The sequence below is a fragment of the Pseudoalteromonas luteoviolacea genome, assembly GCF_001696455.1.
In the GTDB taxonomy this organism is placed as follows: Bacteria; Pseudomonadota; Gammaproteobacteria; order Enterobacterales; family Alteromonadaceae; genus Pseudoalteromonas; species Pseudoalteromonas luteoviolacea_C.
Genome location: NZ_MAUJ01000001.1, coordinates 1,181,586 through 1,199,571 on the forward strand (window position 1 = coordinate 1,181,586; position 17,986 = coordinate 1,199,571).

Consider the following 17,986-nt stretch of genomic DNA (forward strand, 5'->3'; position numbering starts at 1 on the left):
TTTAATTGCTTAACATTAATTCTATTTACTTACTGATATCTTGATACTGATTCAAGCCACTTAAAGATATCGCCTGTTCAAATCCAGGAATATGCAATTCATTTTGATCAATCTCTAAACCTGATTCATCTATCATGCCGTTGCCAAATCGATAAATCAGTTCATACTGACCAAGGTCTGCCGACTCTCTGTAAGTTTGCTGTCTTGCGATAGTTTGAGCTAATTTTTCTGAATATGACTCAAGTCTTTCTTCCCCGTGACGCTTACTCAATAACTTATGAGTTACATTTGGAGAAAAGACGGTCGCAGTTGCATTATTACCACCAAAGCCTTTAGAGTTTATGAACGCTACATCCATTTCGCCACAATCATAGTGTTCAGTTCGGATATCAAGGTGTTCATTCCATACATCATCAGCAACTTTATCAATAGTCGTGATACCCGGCATAATATTGTGACTAAAGACGCCTAAAGCAATCGCTAATTGATCACCTGATGCAGGCGCTATTGTATGGCCAACGAATGCTTTTGGTGCCGCTAATTTCCATCCTTCAATGGAAAAAGCTTCTGCAACTTTATGATAGATAGCGGACTCTGTAACTCGGTTTTGTGGTGTACTTGAACCGTGTGCAAGAATAAAACTACGCTTTTGTAAAGACTCAGACCCTACAATCTGCTGAGCCAGTGCAACTGACTTAGCCATCGTAATATAGTTGCCAGGACCAGGCGCTGTAATAGACTTTTTAACACCATCGGCATTTACAAACACGTCAACAACAGAGCCCATAACCTGAGCGCCTAGTTCAAGTGCAAGCTTATCATCCATTAGAATCGCAACTTGCGCACCTTCACCAATTGTAAAGCCACAGTTTTCACCAAAAGGACGACTGGTTCTGCGATGATCCGCAACGTCTGAGTTATCAAGTTTCTTCAAGCCCTCTTCATTCGCCAATGCGCCCATATTACCAAAGCCTTCAATGACTTCTGGCGTTAGCGCACATTCAACGCTAGCAACAACGGCCACACGTGTACGCCCGGCTTGAATATCATTCACCGCAGCCCTTAGGTTATATAGAAACGTTGCGCACGCACCCGTTGAGGTGAAAGTCGTCCCAACACTACCAGTAACATAGGCATTGATGAAATCAGTAGACATTGTATTTAAACCCAACGCCAACTGCTTTGTACTGACTCGATCACCTTTTAATCTGTTTCGAATAAGACCACCAAGGCCTTCAGCATCCATTTGGCCTGCAACGGAAGCTGAATAAGTACCTATTTCATCAGGCCTTACACTGTTAATCACCAGTTCCCAATCTAGGCCTGTTGACTTAATTGCATCAGTTGCAGAAAAGATAGTCGCTTGCAAACCTCTTGGTTGATAGCGGCTGTTGTACATGTTAGCTGGCTCAAAGCCTGTAGGTAGCTGACCTGCGGCTTTGATTGGGTTATCCCTGTAGCTATCATGCTTTATTTCTAACTGTTCGGGGACACGAACTTTGACTGTTTTTGGTTCAACTTCCTCAACAATCCAACTACTGGGCACTGGCGTAGGCAAATCACGCTTTCGGCATGTAAAAGAGATACCTTCACTGTTATTTGCCGTAATAGTCAGCTTCTGTTGCCAGTGAGTGGCATCCACATCAAAGTGATTTTTCTCTATTTTCCGGATTAAAGTGCCAGCAATTATTTGCTCGCCAAGTTTCTTTTCAATATCTCTAGCACTCACGACCTCACCGTCATGAGTCACCAGCTTACCTTCTTCAAAAGATACTAAGTTCATCAAAGTGGCTAGACCAAGAAAAGTCTCTTCTCTTGCAGCACCATCAAGCTTATCCAGTATGATCCTTCTGTAACCTTGGTGGAAAGATGTACGACCTGCAGCGTTGATGCCGCCCATACCGACTATGATAGGTAATGCTGTCATATATAACTCATTTAATACTAATTTGTTGCAATAATTCTAGAATGAAGTAGATAATATAACTTAACACATTTCGCCATTAATCATGCCTTTTTCGCCAACATCAAGTGGTCAGATGAGTAAAATGAATAAAATCAAAATAGCAATAACATTATATGAACAAATATTAATCACAAGCGTAACGTTACCAATTGAAATGCTCCGAGCTGGAGAAGCATTCGCAAAAAGGCACTCGCGAGATTCGTTTGTTCCCCTCGATATTGCGTGTTTAAGCCAAACTGGTAAAACAGTGAAAACACCCATGGGAATGACTATGGACGTACAGTCCAATTTCAGCGCATTAACAGAGTATGATTATGTGATCGTGCCGAGCATTTGGCGTAATCCAAGACCCGTTGTTACCAATAACCCACAGCTTGCAAAAAGCTTGTCAGAAGCATGGCATCAAGGTGCAACATTAATTGGCGTTGGTACCGGTGTATGCTTTTTAGCCGAATCAGCAATATTAGATGGCCACTCAGCTACAACACATTGGCACTACGCCAAGCAATTCTCTAAAAGCTACCCCAATGTACAGCTCAAGCCCGACTATTTTATTACTCAATCAGACCGCATATATTCAGTCGCCAGTCTAAATGCACTGGCTGACGTCGTGGTACATTTAATTGGCCTGTTTTACGGCAAAGAAGCAGCCAATCACGTTCAGCAGAACTTTTCTCACGAAATACGGAAACCTTATGAGGAGCAGCGGTATTTAGAAGGCGCGGTGGATAGGCATAGTGATGAACAAATTGCGGCTATTCAATTTTGGCTGAAAAATAACGCTAATTCTATTTCTTCGCTTAGTGACGTCGCCGAACAATTTAACATGAGCTATCGGAGTTTTAATCGTCGCTTTAAATCTGCAACCGGAAAAACTGCGATTAACTATGTACAAGAAGTCAGAATACAACAAGCATCGGAACTGCTATCTTCTACCAATTTAAGCATACAAGATATTGCATTGACTGTTGGTTTTAGCTCCCAAAGTCAATTATCTCGGGCATTTAAGGAGCAAATGAATCAAACGCCCAGTAGCTACCGACAAATTGTGAGGAAGAAATTGTTCTCGTAATTATAAAATTGCTTCAATATTTAAATACTGGGTGCGGCCATTAAAATTAAACTCTACCTCATCACCTAAGAGTTTACCTTTTAAAGCTTGGCCCAGTGGCGACGCGAGCGTCAAAATCATTACCTGCTCAGAACCAATTTCAATTTTAAGGCCACCTTCAGTCGGACCTATATAATACCAGCTCAATACTTGTGACTCATCGTCGCATAGATTTATCAATGCGCCTTCAATCACACACTCTGTTGAACTTAAGGTATAGCTTTTTTTGAAGGCGTTAATAGCACTTATTGCCTGCTCAACCCTTTCACTTTGCCCTTCGGCTAAATAACCTGACTCAATACTCAATGAATCATATTGAGTTTCTGCAGCGCTCTGTTCATGAATTGCGTCCTCACGAGCACTATCAGCCGCAGCTTTAGCCTCATACAACTTACCTTCTAAGGCGAGCTTTAACGCCTCTATAACCACTATTTTTTTCACAGCACTCTCTTAAAAGCAAAAAGGGCCAACCGGCCCTTTTGATAAACCCCTATTTTATATTAAAACAGAGATTCGAAGCTACCATCTGGAAACAATACGCCAGGGATCCCTCTAATAGTCCTCACGTCTCCAACGGTTTTATCCCCAAAGTAAAAACCACCTGTATATAACTTATCTTTCTTCTTAATATCGACCCAATAGCCATCTCGACCGCGAACGATTAAGTTAATATTACCACCGACGTTTGTTACCGTTAACTCGCTTACATGCCCGCCTAGTATCATAGAAACATCGACGGTGCCAAAGTTCGTAAAAGTATCGGGCTCCCCATCCAATTGAATGCGAAGATCTTTGCCACCATTTAAAGCTAATTCTAACTGGACTCCAAAAGTAAGATCAAGGTTCTCCGTTAAAGCCAGCGGAGAACGTTCATTCGCGTACAATCGGATTGGTGTAGTTTGGTTTGGGGTTGTTAATATCCCGTCTACTTTTAAATAAGGTATAATTGTCTTAGTTGTGCGTATATTCAGGACATCTCGAATCACGTCTAGTTCAATTTTACCCGTTAGAACGGAATTCGTTTGTGTTAATTCTACTCGGCCTTTTGCCGATGCAACACCGGCTATCTCTTGCACATTATTTGGATCAAAGCTGTTACTAGATACAATTTCAAAAGAATCAAATGTAAAGTTAAGATCAGTGCCAGGTTTTGTTACGACCCCTCCCCCTGAACCAACAACTTTGTCACCTAACGTAGGACTGATCCTCCATTCCGGTACAAGGACATCAATATTGATTTCAAAACCACGTCGTGTGCCAGTAATCACCCAGCGAAATCCTACCTTCGTCTCATATCTAATGTCTAAACCTGGCAATTCATATTGACCAGCCTCTGAACCTTCTGCTGGAGAAACATGCTTTACAACGTCACCGATGACTTCGCCAATAGTCACCAACGCTTGTTGTGCGTCATCACTTGCAATGCTTTCAACATCATCCAGTTTTTCTTTTAGCTCTTCACTGTATTGTTCTTCCTGAAGCCTTAACACGCCAAGTGCATTTCGGACTTCCCCCAACAGTTCATTACTGTAAGGTGTAATTGTGCTTTGAAGTTTATCTAGTTGTCGTAGCCTAAAAAGCTCATTGACCTCAAGCAGCGTTTTCGCTGCATGCTGTCGATACAACGTGTTCGTATCTTCACTTAGCAGGGTTTCTGATAGATAGTCGTTCGCCAGCGCCAAATACGAAGCCCAAATGTCATTGTCCTCAGACAAGGCTGCATTAAATGTATCGGTAAACAGAGCGTCATTCGAGATTTCTAAATTATATTGCTGCATGATGTCTGAATAAGTCATGGCATTGGCAACATACTCTGCTTTTCGTTGTTGTAACACCGTGCTAACTGTTAAATGATAGTGAGGCGCTGCCGTCAGTGATAGTGGCCGACTATCATAGTTGTTACCAGTAACTGCCGTTGAGTATGCTGAGAAATACAGCTGGTTTAGACCCGGCACAGGCAACGTGGTGAGCTCAAAACGCAATTTAGCGATCACGGGTTCGCCAAAGTCAATTTCATTGTTCTCATTTAAATCATTCGGGTCATTCAATTTTGATCTGCCACAACCTAGCACTCTTGGGCACGTTATCTGATCGTTTTCAGGTTCAAATTTAAAATGATACAGTCCTCCCACAGCAAGTTCAGTGCTAAACTGACTCAATGAGTCCACTGTGTGATTTGTGACTGAGTTATCCAATAGATTAGTGATAGCGAGCTCACCTTTTTGGCCCAAAAATGAAGGAAGATAGAACTCAACTTTTGCCTCTAAAGATTCATTGACGTTATTACCAAGTCCAGGTTCAATTTCTGACACAGTCGGTGCTTCACCGCCACTCCCTCCGCAACCAAGCAGTGTGGCTGTCAAAGCCCATAGTACACTTAACTTCTTCATAATTACTCCCTAAAACGCAAACTTCAAAAACCAATTAACTCTTGCGTAATACGCATCATCTAGATCTAGTTTGTCCGTTTTAACTGAGACGCCGAAATACTTGTTCTTAATGCCCAACTCAATTGCTTTTGAATGTGTTTCATAACCCGAATAAATACCCCAATCATCGTTTATGTGGTAATTCACATTACCTTGGATGAAGGTATCGCTACTAAACTTTCGAGTAAATACATCGAATGAGAACTGATTGTTGTATCGATAAGATATGTCAAAATAGTAACGAGCTTCATGTTCAAAGGAATACTCAATTTCGCCGCCAAAAGCGGAAGTTCTGAGTCTGACGGAGGGCTCAGTCACAATACTATCGCCCTGCTCAGTAAATGGCACATCGGTTGTAAAACCATTCACAAACCCCACACCATCGTATTTAGTCTCATTAACTAAATCTTTTGCCTTTATCGACATTTTTAGATCGTCATTCACTTGCCAGTTGAGTTCGAGGTCAAAAGAATACCCCTTGCCATCTGGCCTTTCTGTTGGAGTAAAAGACTTAAAAAGTATATCTTTAGAGAAGTAATATTCTGTTTGTAGTTGCCCTTTGATTTCATCACTGAAAACGGTGCCATCTACAACGGCATCTTGAAAATGCGCACTTTGGTAATATGTTACCTTGGGCGTGATAGTGATACCATTTCCCAAAAGCTCTATGTCATAAGATAAAAACACACCATGTGTTGTTGATTGCTTGCCTTTAAGCAAGTATCGATAGTTTCTCCTTTCAAAAGGAAGATCATTTTTCTCTAAATATGTAAAGAGTGCTGTATCAGGGTCAAACTCCAAAACATAGTTATATCGAGTTTGCGCCCCAATTGAAAACCCTTTGTACTTCACACCAAGTTCAAAAACATTGTATGTAAACGCGCTGTCTCCAGTCGTGATCGGGTGGTCAAATTCATCAAGGAAAGATTTTACAGGCTGAGCTTCTGTATAAATTTCAGACTCAAAAGTATGAAGAAGCTCTATATCTTTCGCAGCAGCAGTAAACGCTGTACACAGCGCCATAGAAATAAGGCTGTATTTTATCATAAGCAAGTAAAACAAAGGCGGTACTATCGTGCCGCCTTTCCTGTGTTATGGTTATTTTATGGATTGGTCGATTGACCTAGGAAGTCGATGTCTGTGTAGTCGATAGAGACACCATCTATATAAGTAACTCTGAATCCATTTGTAATCTCAAGTACATCACCCACTTTCAATGGAGACGAGTTATTGTCGATAGAGACTTCACCGACAAGAGGCGCATCTGAGTCAACCAGATTGACATTAAAGGCATATCCGTTAAACAAATCTAACGTTACCTTCGCCATACCCAGTTCATCAACACCATCTTCATTTCTCAATGCCAGCTCAAGACCCATCACTAAATCTTGCGTGGTGCCGTTGATACGCACATTCGCCAATTCAATGGCATCGTCGACAAACAAAGGTGATGGATTACCAGTGGCATCCACTGATGTTAGCTCCGCGTACATTGTTCCGTTAAAACCATATTGGCCATCTATAAACTCAACGATATTGAATGTTTCGCCTTTGGTCGCCTCAAAGTCTTTCGCATCTTCAATTGTCGCAATATTGCCATCTATTGATATGACGGAACATGAAGCATTAGGAGTATCAATTGTGCCAAGCGCCCAACGCTCACATTCAGCTAAGTCTGGTGACTTCACCTCTACAGTTTGGCCTTCAACAGCTTTTAAAATCCCACTCCAAGTCAAAATAATTCTGCTAGATGCACCCGAGTTAACTTGCGCTACAGCTGAGATTTCAGTGCCTTCTTGTGCATTGCTTAATTCAATCCGATAGCCATCTGTATCATAAGTATATGTCCAAGCCGGATAGTTTGGCGCTGTCCCCGTATGCAGCCCAGATCCCAGGTCTTGCTCCCATATATCTCTCACAACATCGTAAACGACTTCACCTGCATTAAAGACTGCATCGGCGCCGTCTTTCGTTACAAAACCTATTGAAGTCAGTCTGGTAGTACCTTCTTTACCTCTTGCTACGTCGAACCCCGCAGCGATTTGAGTTCTAAGAGCTCGAATTGGCTGCTCTTTTGCTCTAAATACAGCCAGTCCAGAGTTAAATTGATTTTCAATGCTTTGTACATCCGCAAGGATTTGCTCTGCTTCTTCCTTTTGAGCGTCAGTCGCTGCAGAAACATAGCTTTCAGCCCGAGCTTTTGCCAAAGCTATGTCGCTAAGAATCGCATCAACGCCACTATTTATTTCACCAAATAATTCAACGGCACTCTGTGCTGTTGCTAACGCCGCCTCAAGAGCAGTCGTATCTGTTGCAGAAGCAAATTGGCTGTTTGCATCCTCCACAGTGTTATCTAAATTATCATTCTGAGCTTCAAAGTTACTCTGCGTGGCTATAATTCTCGATAGTGCCGTTTGCGCTAGAATTTTGGCAGTGTTGTCGTCACCACCGAACGCGCCTATCGCTTTTTGTAGCTCATCGTTTGCACTTGTTACTAAAGCCGCATAATTCGAATTCACTGAATTGGCATTTTGTAACAATGCTTGCGCGCCTGTTAGTACAGCTTGTGCCGCGCTAGTCAAAGCAGTAAATGATTCTGCACTGCTCTCAATGAGCGTCACTTGTGCGATGAGGTTCGTAATATCAGAATTCAGATTGCTCGCCGCTATCGTAACGACTAAACCATCGGCCAACTGCAAGTAGGCTTCTTTCTGTTCTAGCGTATCGAGAGTTTGTCCTGCAGCGACTACAGCAGCCAAGCTAGTGCTTAGGCTATCAAATTGCGAATTTATCACCGTAAATCGGGTTTGAGCACTCGTCAGCGCTTCATTTAGTTGCGCAACACCCTCGTTAATAAATGCTTGGTCATCAGCATTACATTCATCACCAGTACAACCTAAATCTTCTACGGCTTTTTTAGAGTCTTCTGCCGCCTCATTTAATGTAGCTTCATCTGTAGAACCAGATTCAATCGCCTTATCTCTAGCTTCTTTGGCCTTGTCAGCCAAATCAGCGATCACATCGTCACTTAACTCAGGTGCTATTTCTTTTAATGCGTTCTTAATCGCTTCAACATCGCCACTGGCTATAGCCACAAATACCGTCGCAGTTTTCGTTGCCTCTTCTTGAAGGGTTGCGGCAAGCGCTGCTACCGTTTGGTTGCTACTACCTTTAACAGCACCACCAGAAACCCCCGTTTTCAGAGTATTGATTACCGAATCTAATGAAGAGCCATCGCTGCTAGAAGCGATATTTTGTATGGTTGACGCAACGTTAATTAAGGCTAGTGTGCCAGCATTGATCACATCTTCAGAGCCGACATTTGTGAAATCCACAGCCCCACCAATCGAGATATCTCCGGCGAGAAGTATAGCCTCTTTCGCTGCATCTGGGCCCAATAGAAGGAGTAATGTACTCAAACTCGCTTTAGATATGGCTGCACTGTCGATTGCATTACCATTTTCAGATTCGGATTGCAGTAGTTCCGTTGCGAGACTGGTGAAAATAGTTGCATTCGCTGTGTATGCCTTGGTTGTTCCCTCAGCCCCTTTTGATTTTCGATTTGCTTGTTGAGCGGTTATCTCCTTGACCACATTTAATGTCAGGTCATCTTGATACCATTCGTCGAAGTCAACTTTTAAATTAGCGTTAACATCGAGATTTGATGCAGCAGAAAAGTCACCGCACCCTAAAATAGCATCGCATTTAATAAACCCGCTTGTTTTGGTTGTTTTTACGGTTATGTATAGTGCCCCGCTAAAACTCTGGTCGATATAAAAGCCATAAGTTCCATCGTCAGCCGTTTGCAGGGAACTTGGACTACCAGCAATTATTTGTGCAGTTGCTTTGGCGATGGCATCACTTTCTGTTGAAGAAGTGGCCTTTTCTTCCACACTCCCCAACTCAGACCTAAATGCAATGTCAATTAACTCACCATCTTTTAGCTCTTTAACAGTTAATTCGGCATTCCTCATTGTACCTTTTACTGCTTTGCCCGAAATGAATACATTAAACTCTGCATTTGCCGTACCTTCTACATCTGTAGGATCTACGGGTGTTACAGGATCGACTGGTACAACAGAGGCACCATCTTCACTATCAAAAAGACTACATCCAGTTAAACCGAGAGTTAAAGCTAACGATGCAGCTACTGGGGTAAGGTAAATTTTTTTATTCACCACGGAGGCCTCCTTAAATGCCCGACATTTTTCTTTTAGTTATTTAAAGCGTAGTTGTAAAAGAGTAAAACTCTAGCGATGGCACATATTTTTTTGTTGAATATTTTGTACTTAGCACATATTTGGCTTTTTCAATTCTGTTTTATAGGACACAAAGAAACTCAATAAACGCAACAAAAAACCAACCAAATGCAACAATACAAGCCATTAACGACCAAATATTGCACAACCTGTTAAATTTATGAAAGCAAAATTAAAAACAAAAGGCAACAGTATATTTATCGACCGACAAGGTTAATACTTTGATACGAACCCAGCACCGAAAAGTGACTGTGAGGTTAAATAAGCTTGAACGAGAACTCGTATTTTTGGGAGGCTAGTTTCATTAAATTTATATGACATACAAATTGGCTGTAGTTGGTAAGCTATGCTGACTAAATTAGGGCGTAATATATTCCTGATTACTGATATGTGAAAACACTTGGTGAAAATCCCAAACGATGTCTATTCGAATCGTATAAATTAAGTGTCCATTCCATCTCGGAAAGGTTGCAAGACCCAACCATTACCTCAGATTGCCATAGCCCTTCTCTTTGCTCCACAAACATAACTGGGATCTTACCCATGTACATGGAAACGCCTTCCAAATGAGCAATGCTTATATCCATAGGCGCCTGCGACGCAAAATAAACTTTAAATGGCGTTTCAGGTTGTGGCTTATCGGTATCAACCCAAAACTTTATATCGCCTTCAAAAACACAAGGCTTTTCTTGAGTGCAATTTTTAGTTTTAATTGAACGTTCACTTTTTTCTGAACTTTCATGTATACTTATATCTGGGTCTGAACAAGCCACAAGAAAAGAAACAAAAAATACCCCAGCGAATGTTGAAAAATAGCGCATAATTTAAACTGACATCGGACGTACAAAGTAAGCTTAATGTTACGCTTTTCGACGGGTTTGAGCCAGTTTAGATTGGGCTGAGCCTAGATTTGGTGCAGTAAAATGCTGTACACACAATCTACTCACTGAAAATTTGATTGATGTCATGCTTTAGGGTGTTTTAGGTATCTTTTATTTTGCAAAAAAATTATTATTTCCTTGCAAAAATAAGGGTTTCTCGGACTTGCTTTGTCACTTTAGCGTACTCAAAGCGAGTCTGTTGAAATATAAAAATAGGGCCTGTTTTACAGGTTATTCATTTCTAATCGCATTAACTGCAGCGGAATCCAGAAAATGAGCCAAACAGTAGCATCACAAACTGAGTACAATTATAAAGTTGTACGCCAATTCGCTATTATGACAGTGATTTGGGGCATCGTTGGCATGGGTGTAGGTGTCTTTATCGCAGCGCAACTTGCTTGGCCTGCTTTAAACTTCGACATTCCATGGTTAACTTACTCTCGACTTCGTCCGTTACATACGAACGCTGTTATTTTCGCATTTGGTACAAGTGCATTATTCGCAACATCGTATTATGTTGTACAACGCACATGTCAAACGCGTCTATTCTCCGATAAGCTAGCTTCTTTTACATTTTGGGGCTGGCAAGCAATCATAGTTGCAGCAGCAATAACATTGCCTTTGGGTATCACAAGCTCAAAAGAATATGCTGAACTAGAATGGCCAATTGACATCGCTATAGCTGTCGTTTGGGTCACTTATGCCGTCGTATTCTTTGGCACACTTATAAATCGTAAAGTGTCGCACATTTATGTCGCCAACTGGTTTTATGCAGGATTCATAATTACTGTTGCTGTATTACATATCGTGAACAGCATGGCTGTACCTGTCTCATTAACTAAATCTTACTCGATATATGCAGGCGCGGTAGATGCAATGGTTCAGTGGTGGTACGGACACAACGCAGTAGGCTTCTTGTTGACCGCAGGCTTCTTGGGAATGATGTATTACTTTGTTCCGAAACAAGCTGGTCGCCCTGTTTACTCTTACCGTTTATCTGTTGTTCACTTTTGGGCACTTGTATCTCTTTATATCTGGGCTGGTCCACATCACCTTCATTATACTGCTCTACCAGATTGGACCCAATCTCTCGGCATGGTTATGTCTGTGATTTTATTTGTACCATCTTGGGGTGGCATGATAAATGGTATTATGACTCTATCTGGTGCATGGCACAAACTTCGTACAGACCCTGTTTTAAGATTCCTCGTGGTTTCTCTTTCTTTCTACGGCATGTCAACATTTGAAGGCCCAATGATGGCAATCAAGTCTGTTAATGCCCTATCTCACTACACTGACTGGACTGTTGGCCACGTTCACTCTGGTGCGCTTGGTTGGGTGGCAATGATTTCAATTGGCGCGATATATCACCTAATTCCTGCGCTTTTCGGCCACTCGAATATGTACAGTGTAAAACTCGTAAACACGCATTTCTGGCTGCATACAGTAGGGGTGGTTTTATACATCGTTGCAATGTGGATTTCAGGTGTAATGCAAGGCCTAATGTGGCGTGCAGTTAATTCTGATGGAACATTAATGTACAGCTTTGTACAGTCGCTTGAAGCTTCATATCCATTCTATGTAATGCGCTTCCTAGGTGGTGTGTTCATCGTCGTAGGCATGCTGGTTATGGCTTACAACGTGTTCCGTACTGTTACGGCAAAAAGTGGCTCGCTTGCTACTGACGCAAACACACAAATGGCTTAAGGGGTAACGATTATGAGCAGCAATGGTTCTACTAATAAACATGAAATTGTAGAAAAAAATGTCGGCTTAATGGCTATTTTAACCGTGTTTGCAATTAGTTTTGGTGCACTTGTGGAAATAACGCCACTGATGTTCCAAAAAGACACGACGCAGCCTGTAGATGGACTACGCCCTTTAACGGCCCTTGAGATGGAAGGACGAGATATTTATGTGAGAGAAGGCTGCTACAACTGCCACTCTCAGATGATCCGCCCTTTTAGAGATGAAGTTGAGCGTTATGGTCATTACTCTGTAGCCGGTGAATCAGTTTGGGACCACCCTTTTCAGTGGGGCTCTAAACGCACAGGACCTGACTTAGCACGTGTAGGTGGTCGCTACTCAGATGATTGGCACTACGCACACCTAATCGATCCTCGCTCAGTAGTTCCTGAATCGAATATGCCAGGCTACCCTTGGCTCGAAGAGAACATTCTGGATGGTAAATTAACCGCCAAGAAACTTGAAGTCTTCAAAAATTTCGGTGTTCCTTATACCGACGAAGATATTCAAGGTGCAAAAGCCGCTGTTGAGGGCAAGACCGAAATGGAAGCACTCATAGCCTATTTGCAACAACTTGGCACGCATTTGAAGTAATTGATTATGGATTACGGCACATACAGAGGCATTTTAACTCTGGTAATTTTAGTACTGTTCATTGTGATTGTTGTGTGGGCTTACAGCAAGCGTACCAAAAGTCGGTTTGATGATGCTGCTAAGGCAATATTCGACGACGAAGTAAAACATGACAACACGATCTCAAAAGAGGAAAAGGAGTCTGAAAAATGACTAGCTTTTGGAGTATTTGGGTCATCGTATTGACCCTAGCATGTCTGGCTCTGATATTTGGCCTGCTTATTTGGAACCTGAAAAACTATACGGGCGTCGAAGAAGGCGAAAGCTGTGGCCACGAGTTTGACGGTATCGAAGAATTAAATAACCCACTACCAAAATGGTGGACCTATATGTTCTTCGCAACCTTTGTTTGGTCAGTTTATTACTTAGCGATGTATCCTGGTTTAGGTAACTTTGTCGGCTTATTAGGCTGGACAAGCTCAAACCAAGGGGTCACTTCTTTAGAAGAGTCAAAGCAAGCCGTGCTTGATGCAAAAGAAAGTGGTCTGTGGGTGCAACTTGATAAAGAGTTTGAAGCAGCTGATGAACGTTTTGGGCCTATATTCAAAGCATTTGCTCAGCAAGACGTGTTAGCGCTAGCTGAGAATAGCGAAGCACTTGAAATCGGTCAGCGTCTATATGCTCAAAACTGTGCACAGTGCCACGGCTCTGATGCGCGAGGTGGGCTGGGCTTCCCTAACTTAACTGACAAAGACTGGTTATATGGTGGCAACCCTGACCAAATTAAAGAAACGTTGTTACATGGCCGCGTTGCCGCAATGCCAGGTTGGGAAGCGGCGCTTGGCGAGCAAGGCGTTAAAGAAATGACAGCCTTTGTTCTTAGCCTGTCAGGTCGTAAAGTTAATCAAAAAGACGCCGAAGCAGGTAAAAGTAAATTTGCAATGTGTGCTGCATGCCACGGCATGGACGGCAAAGGCTCCGTTGCACATAATTTACCATTTGGTGCGCCTGATTTGACGGACAACATATGGCTTTATGGCGGTTCTCAAAGAGCTGTTGAAGAGTCAGTACGTCACGGTCGCGCTGGTGTGATGCCGGCTTGGAAAGACATCCTTGGAGAAGATAAGGTTCACTTATTAACCGCGTATGTCTACAGCTTGTCGCAAGACAAATAGCTAAATTGTATATAACCTAGTAAGCCTCTGGTATTCAGAGGCTTACTTTTTAACGTAGTAAGTACCTAAACTTTAAAGAATTATACAACCGTACATTAAGTACATAACAACATTGTAAAGTAGTGAACAATTATGAATCCAACTCCGTGGTATAAGAATTTTTGGCCTTGGTTTTTAATGTTTTTCCCGCTGGTTACGATTATAGCGTGTGTTATTTTAGTCACTGTTGCAGTGGGTAATGGACCTGACATGGTAGTTGATGATTATTATAAAAAAGGTAAAGCCATCAATTTGGAATTGAGCAAGTTTAACAAAGCAAAAGCGCTATATCTGCACGGAGATTTACGCGTAGAAAACGACAGAGTCAGTTTCAATTTTACCAAAGGCGATCACAGTAAAGTAAACGCGCTCAAAGTCTCATTTTACCACCGAACTATCAAAGAATATGATTTTTCCCTCACCCTCCTAGCAAATGCCCGTGGCGCATTTACAGGGTTACTTGAAGAGCCTCATCAAGGTGCTTTTACCGTTTTTATTGAACCAATGGATGGGAGTTGGAAGATGAAAGAAAATCTACAACTCCCCTCTGAGAGCCTTATTTCAATCACACCGCAATACAAGTAGGCGATATGGCAAAAAGTTGTTTTCATTGCCTAGAGCCCGTGCCAAACGGCTTTACAGGCGAAGTTATTTTTGAAGGTGTTTCAAATCCCGTGTGTTGCACGGGATGCCAAGCCGTCGCCGATACGATTCTCGCGCAAGGCATGAGCGACTATTACAAATTTAGAACCGAAACCAACGGCAAAGTTGAAGAGCTAGTTCCCGAAAAATTAAAAGAATTAACCAGCTACGATAACCAAGATATTCAAAGGGACTTTGTCGATCAGCAAGGTGATCTCAAAGAGGTGTTACTGAGCGTTGAAGGCATTAGTTGTGCTGCGTGTGCGTGGCTAATAGAAAAACAGCTTCTAGCGATTTCAGGCGTAAAGCGAGTCGATGTGAATACCTCAACACACCGCGCCATGATTTTGTGGCAAGATAAAGACGCCAAACTCAGTGAAATTATTGCTGCACTTATGCAAATTGGCTACAAAGCCTATCCATTTCAAGCAGACGAAGAAGCGAATCAAAAACAAGCTGCTGCCAAAGCATACATGAGACGCCTAGGTGTCGCTGGTCTCATGACAATGCAAGTGATGATGTTTGCCTTTGCGATGTACTTTGGCATGTTTTCGGGCATGGATGAAGGGTTTGAGCAGTATTTTAGATGGATCAGTTTGGTTTTGGCTTCTCCCGTTATTCTTTACTCTGCCCTGCCCTTTTTGACCAATGCGGTAAAAGGCCTTCAAAGTAAACAACTCAATATGGACTTACCTGTATCCCTCGCTATTTTTGGCGCTTACGGTGCGAGCTGTTATGCCACTGTAATGTCAGTCGGTGAGGTTTACTTTGAGTCAATCTGCATGTTCACTTTCTTATTGCTTTTGGGCAAATACCTTGAATTTAGAGCACGAATGAAAGCCAGCGAATTTACCGCAAACTTACAAAAACTACTGCCACTCACCGCTAGAAAAATATCAGGTAACAAAGAAGAAGTCATCGCTGCGAAAAGCCTACAATTGAATGATATGATTTTGATAAAGCCTGGTGAAGCAATCCCAGCAGATGGTCTAGTCGTAAATGGCACCAGTACCGTGGACGAGTCGATGATGACTGGAGAGCATCTGCCCATTAAGAAGTTTGAAAACCATCAGGTCTACGCTGGCACGCTAAATCACGATGGCGTAATTACTATACAAATAAACAAGGTTGGACAAAATACCCTGCTCAACCAAATCATTAAGCTGCAACACAATGCCCTAATGAAAAGGCCAAAGATTGTTGAGGTAACCGATAAAGTAGCACAGTGGTTCGTCGCTTGCCTTTTGGTTTTCGCCTCAATCACTGCAATCGGGTGGTATCACATTGAACCCGAGCATGCATTTTGGGTAACCATTGCTGTGCTTGTTGCAACCTGTCCATGCGCATTGAGTTTGGCTATACCAACAGCACTTACTTGCGCAGTAGCCACACTCACCAAAAAAGGCATTTTGATAAAAGAAAGCCATGTTCTCGAGACCACGCCCAAAGTAACACGTTATGCCTTTGATAAAACAGGCACCTTAACAGAGGGGCGTTTTTCCATTGTAAAAACAACCATGCTCGATCAGAATTATTCTGCCGAGCAAGTTCTAGGATTCGCAAGCGCGCTAGAAAGATACTCTGAGCACCCTATCGCAAAAGCGTTTACGCAAAAAGACGCGCAAGTAATTGAGATTACTTCTCCTACCGTAAGAACAGGTCTTGGTGTCGCTGGTGAGATGAATGGTGATCAGATTGCGATAGGTAAACCTAATTGGTTTAACAATCACGCCTCATTTGCGCAAGCAACTCTTTTTATAAACGAGCAGCCAATTGCTGATTTTTATCTTCAAGATAAAGTTCGAGAAAGTGCTCATAGAGTCGTCGCCTACTTGCAAAGCAAAAACCTTACCTGCCACATGCTTACGGGCGATAGTTCAAATGCCGCAAAGAACTTAGCTGACGAACTAGGTCTTGATTCATTCAAACAAGCGTGTTCACCCAAAGACAAGCAACTCTGCGTAGAAAAGTGGTCCCGCGAACAAGATATTGTTGCCATGATTGGCGACGGCGTAAATGACAGTCCGGTATTCAACAGTGCTCACCTATCAATCGCAATGGAGACTGGCGCGGATATTTCAAAAAATACGGCCGATGTAGTACTGTTAAATAGTGACTTAAACTCGCTACAAACGCTACAAACTGTAGCTGTTAAAACAAAGCGAATCATCAAGCAGAATTTGACGATTTCGTTACTCTACAACGGGTCTATATTACCGTTAGCAGCTTTGGGGATGGTTCCACCATGGCTCGCAGTAATTGGTATGTCGGCAAGCTCTATTGTTGTGATTTCTAACTCATTAAGGTTATTGAAACTATGAGTATTATCTACGTATTAATTCCCATTGCTATCCTATTTGTCGTCATCGCCATAGGCGTATTCTTTTGGGCAGTGAAAAGTGAGCAATTTTCAGATTTAAACAAGCAAGCGCATAGCATCCTGTTTGAAGACGATAAAGAGCAACACAACAAGAGCAATGATGGAAATTAGTTTAGCGAGTGCCTTTTTTATGGGGCTCGCAGGCAGTGGCCACTGCCTAGCCATGTGCGGTGGCGTCGCATCCAGCCTACAATTGGCACAAGACAAGCAACACCCGTTAGTTGTCGCATTTTTATATAACTTTGGTAGGCTTTTGAGCTATGCGATTGCGGGCACGTTTGTGGCTTTGCTGGGCACATCTTTTGCGCAGCAAAATACAACATTCGCACTTGGACTCTCTTACTTAAGTGGTATTTTTATGCTGCTTGTAGGTCTGTATATTATGCGTTTTGTCGCCACATTAAATTGGTTGGAAAAGTTAGGCAACTTTGTAATTTGGCGAAGAGTCGTAAAACTAAATAAATATATATTACCCATCGACACCAAGAAAAAAGCATTAGCATATGGTGCGCTATGGGGCTGGTTACCGTGTGGTTTAGTTTACAGTGCATTACTATGGAGTTTACAGGCTGCTAGCCCGTTTTATGGTGCACTTACCATGGTGGCTTTTGCATTGGGAACCTTTCCTGCACTTATTGTTGCAGGTCAGTCTGCTCAAGTGTTAAACAATTTCTTAAATCACCCAGTTACGCGAATAATTCTTGGAAACTTGTTTGTTTGGTATGGGTTGTACCTGATTATAATCGCTAGTAACAAATTAGTACTTTAATCTGGTTTTATGGTGG

The 17,986-nt window shown here is 42.2% G+C and carries 15 protein-coding genes; 9 read left to right on the forward strand and 6 right to left on the reverse strand.

Going from position 1 to position 17,986, the window contains the following annotated elements; all coding sequences use genetic code 11:
- Positions 1-25 precede the first annotated feature (25 nt).
- A complete protein-coding gene (locus A7985_RS05075; RefSeq protein WP_065789339.1) occupies positions 26-1,927 on the reverse strand; it encodes a beta-ketoacyl synthase in 1,902 nt (633 codons plus the stop codon).
- Between the two features lie 121 nt (positions 1,928-2,048).
- On the opposite strand from A7985_RS05075, the gene A7985_RS05080 reads away from it, so the two are divergent.
- Entirely contained in the window at positions 2,049-3,038 is a 990-nt protein-coding gene (locus A7985_RS05080; protein WP_370671159.1) for a GlxA family transcriptional regulator, read from the forward strand.
- On the opposite strand, the gene A7985_RS05085 is transcribed toward A7985_RS05080, so the two are convergent.
- From A7985_RS05085 to A7985_RS05105, 5 genes are all read right to left on the reverse strand, one after another.
- Positions 3,039-3,518 carry a GreA/GreB family elongation factor gene (locus A7985_RS05085; RefSeq protein ID WP_065789341.1) on the reverse strand — a complete coding sequence of 160 codons (480 nt, stop codon included), beginning with the start codon at positions 3,516-3,518 and terminating at the stop codon, positions 3,039-3,041. It lies immediately after the preceding gene.
- 59 nt (positions 3,519-3,577) lie between these two features.
- Positions 3,578-5,467 carry a hypothetical protein gene (locus A7985_RS05090; protein WP_065789342.1) on the reverse strand — a complete coding sequence of 630 codons (1,890 nt, stop codon included), beginning with the start codon at positions 5,465-5,467 and terminating at the stop codon, positions 3,578-3,580.
- A 9-nt stretch (positions 5,468-5,476) separates the two neighbouring features.
- On the reverse strand, positions 5,477-6,553 hold the full coding sequence (locus A7985_RS05095; protein ID WP_065789343.1) for a hypothetical protein: 1,077 nt from the start codon (positions 6,551-6,553) through the stop codon (positions 5,477-5,479).
- A 56-nt stretch (positions 6,554-6,609) separates the two neighbouring features.
- Positions 6,610-9,684, reverse strand: coding sequence for a hypothetical protein (locus A7985_RS05100; protein ID WP_141685263.1), 3,075 nt, complete (start codon positions 9,682-9,684; stop codon positions 6,610-6,612).
- A gap of 461 nt (positions 9,685-10,145) precedes the next feature.
- Positions 10,146-10,586, reverse strand: a complete 441-nt coding sequence (locus A7985_RS05105) for a hypothetical protein (RefSeq protein WP_065789345.1) — start codon at positions 10,584-10,586, stop codon at positions 10,146-10,148.
- 333 nt (positions 10,587-10,919) lie between these two features.
- On the opposite strand from A7985_RS05105, the gene ccoN reads away from it, so the two are divergent.
- The 8 genes from ccoN (at position 10,920) to A7985_RS05145 (ending at position 17,970) form a co-directional block, all read left to right on the forward strand.
- Positions 10,920-12,353 carry a cytochrome-c oxidase, cbb3-type subunit I gene (ccoN, locus tag A7985_RS05110; RefSeq protein WP_065789346.1) on the forward strand — a complete coding sequence of 478 codons (1,434 nt, stop codon included), beginning with the start codon at positions 10,920-10,922 and terminating at the stop codon, positions 12,351-12,353.
- 12 nt (positions 12,354-12,365) lie between these two features.
- Entirely contained in the window at positions 12,366-12,986 is a 621-nt protein-coding gene (gene ccoO / locus A7985_RS05115; protein ID WP_063373907.1) for a cytochrome-c oxidase, cbb3-type subunit II, read from the forward strand.
- A gap of 6 nt (positions 12,987-12,992) precedes the next feature.
- Positions 12,993-13,178: a cbb3-type cytochrome oxidase subunit 3 gene (locus tag A7985_RS05120; protein WP_065789347.1), complete on the forward strand. Its 186-nt coding sequence runs from the start codon at positions 12,993-12,995 to the stop codon at positions 13,176-13,178.
- Positions 13,175-14,140 (forward strand): cytochrome-c oxidase, cbb3-type subunit III, encoded by a 966-nt coding sequence (gene ccoP, locus A7985_RS05125; RefSeq protein ID WP_065789348.1) that lies wholly within the window; start codon positions 13,175-13,177, stop codon positions 14,138-14,140. Before A7985_RS05120 ends, ccoP begins: the two co-directional genes overlap by 4 nt.
- Positions 14,141-14,272: 132 nt before the next feature.
- The gene (locus A7985_RS05130) at positions 14,273-14,764 is read left to right on the forward strand and encodes a FixH family protein (protein ID WP_065789349.1); all 492 of its coding nucleotides are present in this window, start codon (positions 14,273-14,275) and stop codon (positions 14,762-14,764) included.
- Between the two features lie 5 nt (positions 14,765-14,769).
- Positions 14,770-17,142 (forward strand): heavy metal translocating P-type ATPase, encoded by a 2,373-nt coding sequence (locus A7985_RS05135; RefSeq protein ID WP_065789350.1) that lies wholly within the window; start codon positions 14,770-14,772, stop codon positions 17,140-17,142.
- Complete coding sequence (gene ccoS, locus A7985_RS05140; RefSeq protein ID WP_063359916.1) at positions 17,139-17,312, forward strand: cbb3-type cytochrome oxidase assembly protein CcoS; 174 nt, start codon at positions 17,139-17,141, stop codon at positions 17,310-17,312. Before A7985_RS05135 ends, ccoS begins: the two co-directional genes overlap by 4 nt.
- Entirely contained in the window at positions 17,299-17,970 is a 672-nt protein-coding gene (locus A7985_RS05145) for a sulfite exporter TauE/SafE family protein (RefSeq protein WP_065789351.1), read from the forward strand. The genes ccoS and A7985_RS05145 overlap by 14 nt, the downstream gene beginning before the upstream one ends.
- Positions 17,971-17,986: the final 16 nt, after the last annotated feature.

Excerpts from the sequence above, each read along its gene's own strand:
- A7985_RS05075 (WP_065789339.1), bottom strand. The coding sequence starts at position 1,927 with ATGACAGCATTACCTATCATAGTCGGTATGGGCGGCATCAACGCTGCA.
- A7985_RS05080 (WP_370671159.1), top strand. The coding sequence starts at position 2,049 with ATGAATAAAATCAAAATAGCAATAACATTATATGAACAAATATTAATC.
- A7985_RS05090 (WP_065789342.1), bottom strand. The coding sequence starts at position 5,467 with ATGAAGAAGTTAAGTGTACTATGGGCTTTGACAGCCACACTGCTTGGT.
- A7985_RS05095 (WP_065789343.1), bottom strand. The coding sequence starts at position 6,553 with ATGATAAAATACAGCCTTATTTCTATGGCGCTGTGTACAGCGTTTACT.
- A7985_RS05105 (WP_065789345.1), bottom strand. The coding sequence starts at position 10,586 with ATGCGCTATTTTTCAACATTCGCTGGGGTATTTTTTGTTTCTTTTCTT.
- ccoN (WP_065789346.1), top strand. The coding sequence starts at position 10,920 with ATGAGCCAAACAGTAGCATCACAAACTGAGTACAATTATAAAGTTGTA.
- ccoO (WP_063373907.1), top strand. The coding sequence starts at position 12,366 with ATGAGCAGCAATGGTTCTACTAATAAACATGAAATTGTAGAAAAAAAT.
- A7985_RS05120 (WP_065789347.1), top strand. The coding sequence starts at position 12,993 with ATGGATTACGGCACATACAGAGGCATTTTAACTCTGGTAATTTTAGTA.
- ccoP (WP_065789348.1), top strand. The coding sequence starts at position 13,175 with ATGACTAGCTTTTGGAGTATTTGGGTCATCGTATTGACCCTAGCATGT.
- A7985_RS05130 (WP_065789349.1), top strand. The coding sequence starts at position 14,273 with ATGAATCCAACTCCGTGGTATAAGAATTTTTGGCCTTGGTTTTTAATG.
- A7985_RS05135 (WP_065789350.1), top strand. The coding sequence starts at position 14,770 with ATGGCAAAAAGTTGTTTTCATTGCCTAGAGCCCGTGCCAAACGGCTTT.
- ccoS (WP_063359916.1), top strand. The coding sequence starts at position 17,139 with ATGAGTATTATCTACGTATTAATTCCCATTGCTATCCTATTTGTCGTC.
- A7985_RS05145 (WP_065789351.1), top strand. The coding sequence starts at position 17,299 with ATGATGGAAATTAGTTTAGCGAGTGCCTTTTTTATGGGGCTCGCAGGC.